At 60.7% G+C, this 14,456-nt stretch carries 15 protein-coding genes; 5 read left to right on the top strand and 10 right to left on the bottom strand.

Going from position 1 to position 14,456, the window contains the following annotated elements; all coding sequences use genetic code 11:
* Positions 1 to 104 precede the first annotated feature (104 nt).
* From dsbG to dsbD, 3 genes are read right to left on the bottom strand one after another with little or no spacing between them, the layout of a single operon-like run.
* A complete protein-coding gene (gene dsbG / locus ACCD02_RS16015) occupies positions 105 to 878 on the bottom strand; it encodes a thiol:disulfide interchange protein DsbG (RefSeq protein WP_413303536.1) in 774 nt (257 codons plus the stop codon).
* The gene (locus ACCD02_RS16010) at positions 875 to 1,720 is read right to left on the bottom strand and encodes a prolipoprotein diacylglyceryl transferase family protein (RefSeq protein WP_413303533.1); all 846 of its coding nucleotides are present in this window, start codon (positions 1,718 to 1,720) and stop codon (positions 875 to 877) included. The genes dsbG and ACCD02_RS16010 overlap by 4 nt, the downstream gene beginning before the upstream one ends.
* On the bottom strand, positions 1,720 to 3,474 hold the full coding sequence (dsbD, locus tag ACCD02_RS16005; protein WP_413303530.1) for a protein-disulfide reductase DsbD: 1,755 nt from the start codon (positions 3,472 to 3,474) through the stop codon (positions 1,720 to 1,722). Before dsbD ends, ACCD02_RS16010 begins: the two co-directional genes overlap by 1 nt.
* 160 nt (positions 3,475 to 3,634) lie before the next feature.
* Between dsbD and ACCD02_RS16000 the strand changes: the two genes are divergently transcribed.
* The 3 genes from ACCD02_RS16000 (at position 3,635) to ACCD02_RS15990 (ending at position 7,239) form a co-directional block, all read left to right on the top strand.
* A complete protein-coding gene (locus ACCD02_RS16000; RefSeq protein ID WP_413303527.1) occupies positions 3,635 to 4,330 on the top strand; it encodes a response regulator in 696 nt (231 codons plus the stop codon).
* Positions 4,327 to 5,652: an ATP-binding protein gene (locus ACCD02_RS15995; protein ID WP_413303524.1), complete on the top strand. Its 1,326-nt coding sequence runs from the start codon at positions 4,327 to 4,329 to the stop codon at positions 5,650 to 5,652. The genes ACCD02_RS16000 and ACCD02_RS15995 overlap by 4 nt, the downstream gene beginning before the upstream one ends.
* A 90-nt stretch (positions 5,653 to 5,742) precedes the next feature.
* Entirely contained in the window at positions 5,743 to 7,239 is a 1,497-nt protein-coding gene (locus ACCD02_RS15990; RefSeq protein ID WP_413303521.1) for a DASS family sodium-coupled anion symporter, read from the top strand.
* A gap of 111 nt (positions 7,240 to 7,350) precedes the next feature.
* On the opposite strand, the gene ACCD02_RS15985 is transcribed toward ACCD02_RS15990, so the two are convergent.
* The 6 genes from ACCD02_RS15985 to ACCD02_RS15960 all read right to left on the bottom strand — a co-directional run bounded on the left by ACCD02_RS15985 (position 7,351) and on the right by ACCD02_RS15960 (position 11,225).
* Positions 7,351 to 8,481, bottom strand: coding sequence for a thiolase family protein (locus ACCD02_RS15985; RefSeq protein WP_413303518.1), 1,131 nt, complete (start codon positions 8,479 to 8,481; stop codon positions 7,351 to 7,353).
* A gap of 26 nt (positions 8,482 to 8,507) precedes the next feature.
* Entirely contained in the window at positions 8,508 to 9,047 is a 540-nt protein-coding gene (locus ACCD02_RS15980; RefSeq protein ID WP_413303516.1) for a PaaI family thioesterase, read from the bottom strand.
* A 265-nt stretch (positions 9,048 to 9,312) separates the two neighbouring features.
* Positions 9,313 to 9,864 carry a DUF1003 domain-containing protein gene (locus ACCD02_RS15975; protein WP_413303513.1) on the bottom strand — a complete coding sequence of 184 codons (552 nt, stop codon included), beginning with the start codon at positions 9,862 to 9,864 and terminating at the stop codon, positions 9,313 to 9,315.
* Positions 9,865 to 10,019: 155 nt separating this feature from the next.
* The gene (locus tag ACCD02_RS15970) at positions 10,020 to 10,223 is read right to left on the bottom strand and encodes a hypothetical protein (protein WP_413303510.1); all 204 of its coding nucleotides are present in this window, start codon (positions 10,221 to 10,223) and stop codon (positions 10,020 to 10,022) included.
* 123 nt (positions 10,224 to 10,346) lie between these two features.
* On the bottom strand, positions 10,347 to 10,829 hold the full coding sequence (locus ACCD02_RS15965) for a transcription elongation factor GreAB (RefSeq protein ID WP_413303507.1): 483 nt from the start codon (positions 10,827 to 10,829) through the stop codon (positions 10,347 to 10,349).
* 3 nt (positions 10,830 to 10,832) lie between these two features.
* Complete coding sequence (locus tag ACCD02_RS15960) at positions 10,833 to 11,225, bottom strand: hypothetical protein (RefSeq protein WP_413303504.1); 393 nt, start codon at positions 11,223 to 11,225, stop codon at positions 10,833 to 10,835.
* 107 nt (positions 11,226 to 11,332) lie between these two features.
* Here ACCD02_RS15960 and earP point away from each other — a divergent pair, with 107 nt between their 5' ends.
* Both earP and efp read left to right on the top strand, forming a co-directional pair.
* Complete coding sequence (gene earP, locus ACCD02_RS15955; RefSeq protein WP_413303501.1) at positions 11,333 to 12,466, top strand: elongation factor P maturation arginine rhamnosyltransferase EarP; 1,134 nt, start codon at positions 11,333 to 11,335, stop codon at positions 12,464 to 12,466.
* An 88-nt stretch (positions 12,467 to 12,554) separates the two neighbouring features.
* On the top strand, positions 12,555 to 13,124 hold the full coding sequence (gene efp / locus ACCD02_RS15950; RefSeq protein WP_413303498.1) for an elongation factor P: 570 nt from the start codon (positions 12,555 to 12,557) through the stop codon (positions 13,122 to 13,124).
* A 297-nt stretch (positions 13,125 to 13,421) separates the two neighbouring features.
* On the opposite strand, the gene ACCD02_RS15945 is transcribed toward efp, so the two are convergent.
* Positions 13,422 to 14,441 (bottom strand): alpha/beta hydrolase, encoded by a 1,020-nt coding sequence (locus ACCD02_RS15945; RefSeq protein WP_413303496.1) that lies wholly within the window; start codon positions 14,439 to 14,441, stop codon positions 13,422 to 13,424.
* Positions 14,442 to 14,456: the final 15 nt, after the last annotated feature.

Genomic DNA, 14,456 nt, shown 5'->3' with positions numbered 1-14,456 from the left:
TTGAGCGACATTCTCACATGGAAAACAGGGGCAATGCAGTATTCATTTTCTGCATTGCCTGCCATTGGTCAGCTTGTGTCCTCCGGGTTCGAGCTGGCCCGTAGTCAGGGCTTTGGCCCGAGCATTTCCTCCAGCGCCTTGCCCTGGGGGGCGCCCTGGATCTGCTGCATCTGGCCCTTGTCATCGAGGTAAAAAATCGACGGTGTGGCGGACAGGCCCATCTCGTTCATCAGCTCCATGTTGGCATCGAGCTTGGCCTGGATATCCGCCGGGATACTGGCCAGGGGCTTCAGCGTGCTGCTGCGGCCCGCCGCTTCGTGTTTGGTCAAAGCCACTTCCGGGTTCTTGTCTGCCAGCAGGGCGGCGGCCTTGGCGGCGCTGTCTTCGCGAATGATGCCGACCATGATGTGGCGCAACTGCACTTTGCCGGCCTTGACCCAGGGCCGCGCCTGCTCCCAGAACATATTGCAGTACGGGCAGTTGGCGTCGCTGAACAAATAGACGATCTTCGGCGCGGTCTGGCTGCCGTCGGCGATCCAGGTGGTCTTTTCCAGTTTGGCCCAGATCTCCTTGGACATTGGTTCGTAGACCAGTTTTTCCAGAGGCGCGCGACTCAGATCCTGGCCTTTGGCATCGTACAGATTGCCGGCGAGCACATGCTCGCCATCGGCGGTCAGGTACAGGGCGATGGCCTGTTTGTTGTACTCGGCGGCATAGCCTCGCAGGCCGCCTGGCGCATCGAAGCTGCTGACGATATGCGCGCCCTTGGCTTCAAGTGCCTTGATCGGTGCCGGGAGCGCCTCGGCTGCTCGTAGTAACGGGCTTTGCAAGGTAATGGTGGCCAAGGCGAGGGTCGACAGAATACGGGGCAGCGTCATGGAGTGGTCCTTGGGGAGGAGGAAACAGCGGCGGCCGACCCCGTTACGCTTTCAAGGGCGCGGGTCAGGCTGGCATTGGACAGTTCACCCAGATGGCTGCCTTGCAGGCGCCCCTCGGCGGAATAGAAAAGCGTGCTGGGCAGGGCCATGGCGCCGACCTGTTGGGCCAGTTCGCCATCGTCGTCGAACAGCATATGATCCAGCGTCAGGCCCTGGGTATTGAGAAAGTCAGCGACAGTCTTGGGACTCTCGGCCTGATTGACGAACAGGAACAGCACATCGTCGCGTTGCTGCTGCGCGGCCTGTAAGACCGGCATTTCCCGACGACAGGGCGGGCACCAGGTGGCCCAGAGATTGATCACCAACGGACGGCCCTTATAGTCGGCCAAACGCACCGGTTCGCCTGCTGCATTGCGCAAGGTGAGATCCGGCAGGGCTGCACCTTGCTGATAGAAGGTCAACGTCAGTTGGGCCAATAGCCAGAACAGCAGGCCGCTTGCCACGCCCAGCGCCAGTGGCCGTCTTGACCCGGCCCGGCGCCAGCCATAGAGACAGCCGCCGACGATAATGGTCAACACGCCGGCCCAGGCGAGAAAGCCGCCGTCGCGGATATCCACGGTCTGCCATGGATTGTCGCGATATTGCGACCAGTAGGTGATGACAAAGGCCAGACGGGCGACCAGCAGGCCAAGCAGGAACAGGCTGAACTGCACCGATTCCGGATTGCTACCGCCTGTGCGTCGAGCGTTCCACCAGGCGACTACCGACGATACGCCCAGCGCCAGCAGCAACAGTAGATGGTTGACCGCCAGGGCAAATGGCCCGATGGCAATACTGAGCATCAGCCATGCTCCCTTGTCGCCTGCCAGTGCTGCATGAATGTCGTCAGGTCGACTTCACCGGTAATGCGGCGTTCACGACGCTCCTGGCCGTCCGGGCCGATCCATAACAGGCTTGGAGGCCCGGGCACCTTATAGCGCCCCAGGAGTTCGCGGCTGTCGGCGTTGTCGGCGGTCACATCCAGGCGCAGCAGGCGCACGCCGTTCAGTGCAGTGAGTGTTTCGGGCTTGGCGAAAATCTGTTTTTCCATGATCTTGCAGGACACGCACCAGTCGGCGTAGTAGTCGATAAGTACCCATTGACCCTGGCTTTGCGCGGCATCGAGTTCTCGCTGCAAGGCCTGGGGATCGCTGATATTGATAAAGGCCTCGTGGCTGCGCTCGATACTGACCGCGTTGCCGCCGCGATAGACCTTCAGCGGCTGCCAGGGATCATCGGCACCGGCCGCAGCGCCGATCAGCATCAGGACACCCCAGAGGCCGATAATCATGCCTGCGGGGCCAAAAATCCTGGCGCCATTGCGTAGCTGACGGGCCTGGACAATGGCGGCAAAGGCGACGACCAGCAACAGTACGCCCCACAGCCCGACCCACAGCGCTTCGGCCAGCAGCGGCCTGGCGATGATCAGGGCGGTGGCAAGCAGCAACATGCCGAACACGCCCTTGACCACGTCCATCCAGGCGCCGGGTTTGGGCAGGAAACGGTTGCCCAGGGTAACCAGCAGCAACAACGGCAGGCCGATCCCCAGGCCCAGGGCAAACAGCACCAGACCGCCGTGTACAGCGTTGCCGCTCTGGGCGATGTAGAGCAGGGCGCCGGCCAGCGGTGCGGTCATGCAGGGGCCGACCATCAATCCCGACAACGCCCCTAGCACTGCCGCACCCAACAGGCTGCCGCCCTGACGCTGGCGTCCGGCCTGCTCCAGACGATCACGCACGAAGCTCGGCAATTGCAGTTCGAAGAAGCCGAACATCGGCAGCGATAGCAGCACGAACAGCGCGGCGAAACTTCCCAGCAACCAAGGCTGTTGCAACACCGCCTGCAGGTTGCCGCCCAGCAGCGCCGCGACCACGCCAAGCCCGGCGTAGACCAGGGCCATGCTCAGCACATAACTGCTGGCCAGGGCGAAGCCGCGCCGAGGGCGGGCGCCGCTGCCTACTACCACGCCCGCGAGGATCGGCAGCATCGGCAATGAGCAAGGGGTGAAGGCCAGCAACAGACCGAGGCCGAAGAACGCCAGCAGGCTCAGGCTCAAGGAGCGTTGTTGCAGGCTGCCAGCCAGTGCCTGATCCGGAGCCTGTCCGATGCCTGGCTCAATGGTTGCGGCTGCGCTCTTGCCGCTACCCAGGTCGAGTACCTTGCTCTGCGGCGGATAGCACAACCCGGCATCGGCGCAGCCCTGCCAGCCGAGCTTGACCTGACCGGTCACTGCGGCGGGAATACGCACTTCGAGACTTTCCCGGTAGACCTGCTGCTTGCCGAAGAACTCGTCTTCGTGGTCTTCACCCTGGGGCAGCGCCGGCTTGTCGGCCGGGCTCAGGCCGTTGAATTTCAGGCGTTGCTGATACAGGTAATAACCGTCGGCGATGCGCCAGTTGACCACCATATCCCCGTTGCCCGCGCGCTCGGTGGTCAGGATGAAGGCCTTGTCCACGGGGAGGAAATCCGGTTTCTTGGCGAAAGGATCGCTGCCTGAAAAGGCAGCCTGGGCCAGCAGGGGCAGGAAAATGAACAGCAACAACAGCAAACGACGCATGGAGCATGCCTTATTGAGCAGAGTCCCGAAGAGGGTGAGGCCGAGGGATTAACCGTTTATTAACATCTGTGCGCTGAGCACGTGTGAGCCCGGGCCATGGGGCATAATCGCGCCTTAATCCAGTTGCGTTTCACTCTGCCTCTTTGTTTCGGGTTCTGCCATGCACGTATTGCTCTGTGAAGACGACGACTTGATTGCCAGCGGTATTGTTGCCGGGCTCAATGCCCAGGGGCTTACCGTTGACCGCGTGGCCACGGCTTCGGCGGCACGGGCGATCCTGCAGGCGGCGCATTTCGATGTCATGGTTCTGGATCTCGGTCTGCCCGACGAAGATGGCCTCAGGCTGCTGCGTCAGTTACGCCAGCAGGGGGTAGAGCTGCCAGTGCTGATCCTCACCGCCAGGGACAGCGTGACTGACCGTGTTGATGGTTTGCAGGCCGGTGCCGACGATTATTTGCTCAAGCCGTTTGACCTGCGTGAGCTCAGTGCGCGCCTGCACACCCTGATCCGGCGCATGGCCGGGCGCAGCACCAATCTGATCGAGCACGGTACTCTCAGTTACGACCCGAGCAGCCGCGAGACCCTGCTGGCCGGGCAGGTGGTGGACCTCTCCCGACGTGAGCAGTCGTTGCTGCATGCCTTGCTGCACAATCGCGGTCGAGTGCTCTCCGGCGAGCAACTCAAGGACAGCGTCTATGGCTTCGGCGACGAGGTGGAGAGCAACGCCTTGAACGTGCATATCCACCATCTGCGGCGCAAGTTGGGCAACAACATCGTCGAGACCGTGCGCGGCCTCGGTTATCGCCTGGGTGCAGCCCAGGGTGACGATGACGGCGCCAGCGAGGGTCAGCGATGACCAGCCTGCGGGTGCGCCTGAGCCTGACCCTGGGTTCGGCGTTCGTGGTCATCTGGCTGACCGCGGGCATCTGGATGCTCTGCGACCTGCGCGACCAAATGATGGAGTCCCTCGATCAGCGCCTGACCGCTTCGGCAAGAATGGTTGGCGGCATGCTGGCGCAATTGCCCATGCCCGGCCAGGCCGGTGACACGCCCTTGAGTGCGGAAAAGCTGGGCATCGTCAGCAGCATGGCCTGCCAGGTCAATTCCCTGCGTGGCGAGCTGCTGGCGCGCAATCACTCGTCTCCCGAGCAGAGTCTGAGCAGCGAAGATGAGACCGGCTTTTCCGACCGACTGATCGACGGCGAGCACTGGCGTACTTACACCCTGGTTGCGGGCGATTTGCGCATTACTACGGCGGACCGTCAGGCCGAGCGCGATCAACTGCGCAACTCAGTGTTGCTGGCCGCTTCGTTGCCGGTGCTGGCGGCGTTGTTGGGCAGCCTGGGCCTGCTCTGGTTGGGCATCGGCAAGGGCCTGGCGCCGTTGCACCGTATGCGCGATGCGCTCAAGCGTCGGCGCGCCGATTCGGTGGAGCCGCTGCATGTCACCGGCCTGCCCAGTGAGTTGCAGCCGCTGCTCGACACCCAGAATCAACTGTTTCAGCGCATCGCCCAGACCCTGGAGCGCGAGCGACGCCTGACCGGCGATGCGGCTCATGAGCTGCGCAGCCCGTTGACCGCGATCAAGACTCACCTGCAAGTGGCACGCATGACCGAAGGTGAAGCCCGGGACCGTTCCCTGGCCCATGCCGAAGAGGGTGCCGACCGTCTGCATCACACCCTTGAACAGCTGCTGTTGCTGGCCAGGGTCGAGGGTAGTCTGTCATTTGACGATGGCGTGCAATGCACCGCTGAAGACGCCGCACGCCTGGCGATTCACGACACCTGTCAGGACGAAGCGGGCATCGCCCTGCACCTTGCCCAGCCGTTGTCGACGCAAATGCTGGACATACCTTCGGTGCTGGCCATCGCCGCCTTGCGCAATCTGCTGGAGAATGCTTTGCGTCATACCCCGGCACAGACCGCTGTGGAGTTGAGTGTCAGTATCACGCCCGGTCAGGCCTGTTTCTGTGTACGCGACCATGGTCCCGGCATTCCCGAACAGCACCTGCAACACCTGACCCGACGCTTCTGGCGCCAGGGTCAGAGTGTCGGTTCCGGCCTTGGCCTGGCTATCGTGCAGGCGATTGTCCAGCGTTGTGATGGCTCGCTGACTTTCGACAGTCAACCCGACGGCCTGCGTGTGACCCTGTGCCTGCCGTTGCGCAAACACCCCTGAAAGCCCTGCGCTTGACACGTATCAAGGGAGGGGTGGGGGTATCCGCTTAACCTGCAACTCCAAGCGATAAAACGTGCAGGAGTTGCCAGCGTGAAGACCCCTACTCCCGATCTCTCCGCCGCCGAGCCACCCCCGCGAGCCAAGGTGCCCATTGGTCTGTTGATCGCCGTCGTCGCGATGGTGGGGGTGCTGCTCCTGCCATTGCCGTCGGAGTTGCCGGTGGCAGCCCAGCGCATGCTGGCGATCCTGGCGTTTGCCGTGGTGGTCTGGATTACTGAGGCTGTTTCCTACGAAGCCAGTGCGATCATGATTACATCGCTCATGGCATTCCTGTTGGGTACAGCTCCAACCTTGCAGGACCCGTCGGTGATCTACGGCTCGTCAGCGGCCATCACCATGGCCCTGACCGGCTTTTCCAATTCGGCCCTGGCTCTGGTGGCCGGGGCACTGTTCATTGCGGCAGCCATGACCCACACCGGGCTGGACCGGCGCATCGCTCTGGTGACCCTGGCGCGGATCGGCACCAGTACCCGACGGATCATGATCGGTGCGGTCGCCGTTACCATCCTGCTTAGCCTGGTAGTGCCCAGTGCCACGGCGCGCAGCGCCTGCGTGGTGCCGATCATGATGGGCGTGATTGCGGCCTTTGGCGTCGACAAGCGCTCGAATATCGCCGCAGCGATCATGATTATCGTGGCTCAGGGCACCAGCATCTGGAATGTCGGCATTCAGACTGCCGCCGCACAGAACCTGCTGACGGCGGGCTTTATGGACAAGATGCTTGGGCATCGGGTCAGCTGGATCGATTGGCTGGTGGCGGGAGCGCCCTGGGCAATATTCATGTCCGTGGTGCTGGTGGTGTTGGTGCTCAAGCTGCTGCCCCCGGAAAGCGACAGCATTGCCGGCGGCAAAGAGGCGGTGCAGCAATCGCTAAACGACCTGGGCCCCATGAGCGGCGCGCAGAAACGTCTGCTGACGGTCTCGGTGGCGCTGCTGCTGTTATGGGCCACGGAAGGCAAGCTGCACAGCTTCGATACCACCTCTACCACTTATGCCGGACTGGTGGTCCTGCTACTGCCACGGTGGGGCGTGATGGCCTGGAAGGATGTGCAGTCGCGCATTCCCTGGGGTACGGTGATTGTCTTCGGCGTCGGCATCAGCCTGGGCACTGCGCTGCTCACCACCCATGCCGGGCAGTGGCTGGGCGCCCAGGTCGTGGCCCATACCGGGTTGGATCAAGTAGGGCCGGTAGGCGTTTTCGCCATTCTCGGCGCGTTTCTGATTCTCATACATCTGGGGTTCGCCAGTGCAACGGCACTGACTTCGGCGATGCTGCCGATCCTGATCGCGGTCTTGCAGACCCTGCCTGGCGACTTCAATCGCCTGGGCATGACCATGCTGCTGGGGTTTGCCGTCAGCTACGGTTTTATCCTGCCGATCAATGCGCCGCAGAACATGGTCTGCCTGGGCACCGAAACCTTTACCGCCCGCCAGTTCGCCAGAATCGGCATACCGGTGACGGTGATCGGTTATCTGTCGATGCTTGGGTTTGCCCTGACTTACTGGAAGTGGTTGGGGTGGATGTGAGTATCAAGGTAAGACGGTGCGGAATTTGAACGAATCTGTGGGGCCGGCTTTAGCCGGGAAAGCGTATTCCCGGTTAAAGCCGGTCCCACAACGATATCTACCGCGATTGTGCTAAACCGCTTCAAGCAAGGTCGCGATGCCCTGGCCTCCCGCAATGCACTGGGTGGCAATGGCATAACGGCCGCCAGTACGCTTGAGCAAGGACGCCGCCTTGCCGGTAATACGCGCGCCAGTCGCACCCAGCGGATGCCCCATGGCCATAGCACCACCGTCGAGGTTGACCCTGCTCATATCCAGTTGCAGCTCACGCACGCAGGCCAGTGACTGGCTGGCGAAGGCTTCGTTGAGTTCCACAAGGTCGATATCATCGATCGTCAGGCCAGCCCGTTGCAGGACTTTACGAGTGGCGTAGACCGGGCCCATCCCCATGATTTCCGGCGGGCAGCCAGCCACGGCGACGGCTTTTATCCGCGCCAGGATATTCAGGCCGTGACTGCGGGCAAATTCTTCAGTGCAGACCAGTACTGCCGCGCTGCCATCGGTCAGGGGCGAGGCGGTACCGGCGGTGACGGTGCCACCGAAGGCAGGCTTCAATCCGCTCAATCCTTCGGCGCTGGTGCCGGGGCGGATGCAGCCGTCTTCACTGACCTGGCCGTCGGGTGTGGTAATCGGCACGATTTCGTCGACAAATAATCCTGCATCACGGGCACTGGCGGCCTTGGCGTGGGATTGCACGGCCATGGCTTCCTGCTCGACCCGACCGATATCGAAGCGTTTGGCGACTTCTTCCGCAGTGAAGCCCATGGGCATGTAGGCTTCGGGCATGTCCTGCATCAGCGTCGGATTGGGCGAGATATTGAAGCCGCCCATGGGCACGCGTGTCATGGACTCGACACCGGCACAGAGAAAGGCCTCGCCTGCGCCGAGGAGAATCTGCCCGGCCGCGTAATGCACTGAACTCATGGACGAGCCGCAGAAGCGATTAATGGTGGCACCCCCCAGGGTATTGGGGAATCCGGCGCGAAAACTGGCGATACGGGCGATATTCATGCCCTGTTCAGCTTCCGGATAGGCACAGCCCATGATCACATCTTCGAGGGTGGCCGGGTCCAGGTCGAGCTTGTCCACCAGCCCACGCAGCACCTGGGCCGCCAGGTCATCCGGGCGCAGGTTGATCAGGCCGCCCTTTTTCGCGAAGTGGAAAGGCGAGCGGGCGAAACCGGCGATAACGATGGATTGCATGGCAGATCTCCAAGTGGTGTCCGGGATTATTTGTTCATGTCAAGAATCATGCAGGTGGTGGTGCCGGTGGCGTAGAGCCTGCCATCGACGTCGTACAGTCGGCCTTCGGCCAGGGCGGTGGAGCGGCCCAGATGCACGACCTTGCCCTCAGCCCGCACGGGCCCTGTGCTTTCGCCCATGGCGCGGACATAGCTGATGCGCAAGTCGAGGGTGGTGTAGCCCTGGCCCTGTTTGAGCTGGGTGTGGATGGCGCAACCCATGCACGAATCCAGCAGGGTCGCTGCGTAACCGCCGTGGACACTGCCCAGAGGGTTGTAATGCCGTGCATCCGGAGTGCCCTGGAAGACGAACAGACCGGGCGTCCAGTACAACGGAACAAAGTCCATCAATTCACCGATGGGCGGCGAGGGATACTCGCCACGGCCGATGCCGTCGAGGTATTCCTTGGGATCCAGTCGTGCGACTTCTGCCAGGGTGATAGTGCCCGGCTTGCCGAGGCGGGCCCGCATCAGACGTTCTTCTTCCAGCCACAGGGCCAGTCTTTCTTCCCGATCGAGGTTTTGCATGGCGGGTTTTCCTGTCAGTTGCAGGTGGATCTGATTCAGATTACGAGCATAATTTATCTGTTTTTATTATGGGTGCAATATAAAAGTGATGAATGTCCCATGGCATATCTGCCAGAGTGTGGATCCGTAATGGGAGAACCTGCGGGACCGGCTTTAGCCGGGCAGGCGCAAGAATGATCGATACATCCCTTGCGCCCGTAATATCGTCTTCCCGGCTGAAGCCTGCTCTACAGGGGGGCTGCAATACCTTTTCAATCGAAAGGCGTCAGCATGAACCGTCTCTCTTGACGAAATGCTTATGCATATCCAGGGTCAGGGTTTCGATACGCTCGGTGAGGGACTTGGTCAGCTCGGTCAGACGAGTGTTCTGTTCCAGCAACTGGAGCATCTGCGCCGAGTTCTGTGCGGCGATGGCCAAGCGTTCTTCATTGGCCACGGCCAGGGCTTCGCGGTGTTGGGCATCGGCGTCGGCATTGGCCTTGTCCCGGGCGGCCTGACGGGTCTGCGCGAGCAGGATAAGTGGTGCGGCGTAGGCTGATTGCAGGCTGAAGGCCAGGTTCAGAAGGATAAAAGGGTAGAGGTCGAACTTGACCAGTCCGGTCATGTTGGCGCCGACCCAGATTATTACGAGCAACGTCTGCGCACCGAGAAACATCGGCGTACCGAAGAAGCGGGCGAACGCTTCGGCCTTCAAGGCGAACGCGTCATTGCCAAAAGTTGGCGCCAGGTGGGCATGACCTTTGTGGAAGCGCAAATGATCGACGACGGTCTTGGCGGGGCGGTGGGAGTGGCTAGGGTCGGGCGTTGCGGCGCTCATGACGGTTTCCTGCGGCTCAAGGACAAGCGGCCACTATAAAGCCCGCGGCAGCGTCCTTGATACCGGCTGACAAAAGCTTCATGCAGGACGCAGTCAAGTCCCCCCGCCGGGCAGGGAGAGATGACGCAACCGCTTATCGAGGGTAGCGCTCAGGCTCAATCGATGGGGTCAGGGTGCAAGGGTCTGGACACCTGCATGATGCTGGCGTAGTCGTAGACGTACTGCCGTCCGGCATGACTGGTCAAACGCAGCTGATCGATCAGTTGCTGCTCTTTCTTGTTCAGGTACCGCAACCCTTGCTCACTGGACTTGAGGCGATCTCGTTCATGAGCGTCAGGAAAGGTGATGACGTGTGCCATGAAAAATCTCCTTGGTTGTGAGTCCCTAATACTGGCTTTGTAGTCCCTGTCACTTTTATCTTGCGACAGAGGCACCTTACCCACAAAAGTTTGAGCCGGGCAACCCTGCAAATGAAGAGCCGGTCACACTATCCGCGTCACCTCGAAGGTTTGCCGACCGCCGTTGACGCTGATATCGATGACATCGCCCGCGAATTTGCCCAGCAAGTTTTGCCCCAGGGGCGCACGGGCGGTAATCACAGTAATCAGATGCTCGTCGAAGTGGACTTTCAGCCCCGCCCCATCGGGGCCGAGGAACAGGCTGCGGGGCTGGCCATCGTCGTCTTCGAGGGTGATCAGGTCGCCGTTCTGTATGCCGCGCTGCTCGTCGAACGGCTTGAGGCCCAGTTGCTGCCAGGCCAGCAGGGCCTGGCGGATTTCCTCGACCCGCCGTGCCTGGCCTGCCGCCAGGTATGAGGCTTCGAGGCCCAGGGTGTCGTACTTGTTTTCGGCGATGTTTTCTTCGTGGGTCGCGGTTTCGTAGGCGGTTTGGGCGGCGCGCTGGGCGATCTCCAGATCGACCTTGAGTTTTTCGATAATCAACTGATGAACGGCTTGCTTGCTCATGGTCTATCCGCAGAACTGGATGACATTGGCCCGGCTTTTGTCGCTGGGCGCGGTGCGATCCTGTTGTAACCAGAAATTGCACTTGGGACCGTTGAAGCTTTTTTGCTGCTCGGCCTGGGCCTGTTCACGGGCCTGACGGGCTTCGCTCTCGCGCAGGTTCTGCTCGTATTTCTCGAACATGCTGTTGGCGGGCTCGGATGGCGGGGCCGGTGGCTTGCTCAACTGGCTGACAGCGTTCGTCACAACCTGGGTCTGCGCAGCGGGCAGGGCCTTGTACAGCAGGACGCAGGTCAGCAGTACGGCAAGGAATCCGAGCCAGATACCGACGGCGATGCAGCCGATCAGTTTCAGTGGCGGGACGGCAACATTCAGCTCGCGACGGCTTGTGGAGGGCATGGCGGCATTCCTGGTGTTGGCAGTTGCACAGGATTGTCGCACGGCATAAGGCTGGTGGCAGCGGGTTGTTCTGACGGACAATCGGCATTTTTCACGAGGAGCCCTGGATGAAAGCTTCTTGGGATGTGTTCTGTTCGGTAGTCGACAACTTTGGCGACGTCGGCGTGACCTGGCGCCTGGCCCGACAATTGGCGGCCGAGCACGATCTGGCGGTGCGCCTTTGGATCGACGACCTGGCGGCATTTGCCCGGCTGTGTCCGGGGGCCGATGCCGAAGCGGCGCAGCAATGGCAGGAAGGTGTCAGCGTATGCCGCTGGTCGCCGGAGTGGGCCGCCACGGACTGTGCCGATGTGGTGATCGAGGCCTTCGCCTGTCGTCTGCCGCCCGCCTATATGGACGCCATGTTGCTACGCCAGGTGCGGCCGCTGTGGCTGAATCTGGAATACCTCAGCGCCGAGGCCTGGGTTTCCGGCTGCCATGGCTTGCCGTCGCCGCAGTCCAACGGTTTGAAAAAAGTCTTCTTCTTTCCCGGCTTTCTTCCGACGACCGGTGGCTTGCTGCGTGAGCGCGGTTTGATCGAGCAGCGTCAGGCTTTTCAGCTTGATACGTCGATACAGCGAAATTTCCTGCATGGCTTGGGTATCGTGCCCGACGCAGGTGCGCGGCTGGTTTCACTGTTTGCCTATGAAAATCCCGGGTTGGGCAGTTGGCTCGACTTACTGATGAATGAATCGCGAGCCACCCATCTGATTGTTCCAGAAGGGCGGATCCTCGGTGATCTGCAACGCTGGCTGGGTGCCGAAGGCCTGCAGGCCGGAGCCGTCGAAAAGCGTGGAGCCCTGACTGTGCAGGTCATGCCATTCGTCCGACAGGAAGATTACGACCGTTTGTTATGGAGCTGCGACTTCAATGTGGTGCGCGGTGAAGACTCGTTTGTGCGTGCGCAATGGGCCGGTCGGCCGCTGCTTTGGCACATCTACGAACAGGACGACGATGCCCACTGGGCCAAACTGGATGCGTTCCTCGAGCTCTATCTCAAGGGCCTGCCCGAAGCGGCGGCGAGTGCCTTGAGCGGATTCTGGCGGGCCTGGAATGGGGGCAAGGATCTTGGTGCGCACTGGCTGGCGATCAGCGAATACGAGGCAATCTTGCGCAAACACGCTGAAAACTGGTGTCTGGAACAGGCTTCTCAGCGGGATCTTGTCGAGGCGCTGGTACAGTTTTATCGAAATTCGCTATGATACGCGGCCTTGTTATCAAGGCTCTGTACGAAAAGCCGCTTTTCGTACAGAGCCTGTTAGTAAATCCATCCTATTTCGGATATTCGCAATGAAAACTGGTAAAGAACTCAAACCCGGTACCGTGATCAAGATCGATAACGACCCTTGGCTGGTTCAGAAAGCTGAATTCACCAAGTCCGGTCGTAACAGCGCGATCATGAAGACCAAGCTGAAGAACCTGTTGACCGGCTACAAGACTGAAACTGTCTACTCGGCCGACGACAAGCTGGAAGACGTGATCCTGGACCGCAAAGAAGCGACCCTGTCGTTCATCAGCGGCGACAGCTACACCTTCATGGACACCAGCGACTACACCATGTACGAGCTGAACGCCGAAGACATCGAAGCCGTTCTGCCATTCGTTGAAGAAGGCATGACCGACGTCTGCGAAGCTGTGTTCTTCGAAGACCGTCTGGTTTCCGTAGAGCTGCCGACCACTATCGTGCGTCAGGTTGACTACACCGAAGGTTCGGCTCGTGGCGACACTTCCGGTAAAGTCATGAAGCCAGCCAAGCTGAAAAACGGCACAGAGCTGAGCGTTGCTGACTTCATCGAAATCGGCGACATGATCGAGATCGATACCCGTGAAGGCGGTTCCTACAAAGGCCGTGCTAAATAAGCACAGCTTTTCTGTAGCGCTGGAACACAAAAAACCTGCACTAGTGCGGGTTTTTTTGTGGCTGGTCGCAGGACCTGCGTTTTTCTGTGGGACCGGCTTTAGCCGGGAAGACTGAGGGACCGACAATAGAAATCTATCGTCTTGCCTGGCTTCTTCCCGGCTAAAGCCGGTCCCACAAAGGCGCGGTGTTCTACGTAAATAAAAAGCCCCACCTGATTGATTCAGGCGGGGCTTTTTTAGTCTCAACTCGGCTGTATTTACCAGTTCATGGTCGCATCTCCGCTTCAGGCGTCCGGTTTACTTGAGGTGAACCTTCAATTCTTCCGAAGCCTGCAGCATCGCCGAGCGCACTTCCGGCACCTGACTGACCACGTTGAGCAGGCCATAGTCGTGGATCATGCCGTTGTAGCGTACGGCGGTAACCGCCACGCCAGCCTGATCCAGTTTGCGCGCATAGGCTTCACCCTCGTCACGCAACACATCGGCACCGGCGGTCTGCACCAGGGCAGGGGGCAGGCCCTTGAGTTGCTCGATGGTTGCCCGCAGCGGCGAGGCGTAGATCTCGTTACGCTGATTGGCATCGGTGGTGTAGTTGTCCCAGAACCACTTCATCATGTTGCGGGTCAGGAAGTGCCCTTCGGCGAACTGGTTATACGAACCGGTATCGAAATTGGCATCCGTCACCGGCCACAACAGCACCTGGTACTTGATGGCCGGAGTGCCCTTGTCTTTGGCCATCAGCGAGACGACCGCCGCCATGTTGCCGCCGACGCTGTTACCGGCAACCGCCAGGCGCTTGCCGTCGACGTTGATCTCCTTGCCGTGCTCAGCCACCCACTTGGTCGCTGCATAGGCCTGGTTGATCGCTGTCGGGTAGTGCGCTTCAGGAGATGGCGTGTAGTTGACGAAGACCGCCACCGCTCCTGAACCTGCTACCAGGTCACGCACCAGGCGTTCGTGGGTCGGGAAGTCGCCCAACACCCAGCCGCCACCGTGGAAGAACATGAAAACCGGCAACGTCCCTTTGACACCCGCTGGGCGCACGATGGTCAGGCTGATCGCCTGACCGTCGGCGTTGATCACCTTCTGGCTGACATCCGCCTTGGGCAGGGTCAGTTTCACCCCGGCCTGGGCGCCCGTCAGGACAGCACGGGCATCTTTGGGCGAGAGCTGCTCGATCGGTTTGCCGGTGCCCGAGTTCAGAGCATCGAGAAACGCCTGGGTGTTGTGCTCGACATCCGAATTGCCCGCGGCGAAAGCGTTGCCGATGGACAGGGCGAGCAGGGTGCCGGTCAAGACTTTGCTGAGGGTTTTCATGTTCGTTTCCTTGGG

The organism is Pseudomonas sp. Pseusp88 (assembly GCF_047303955.1).
Taxonomy (GTDB): domain Bacteria; phylum Pseudomonadota; class Gammaproteobacteria; order Pseudomonadales; family Pseudomonadaceae; genus Aquipseudomonas.
This window is presented reverse-complemented; position numbering and strand designations above follow the sequence as displayed.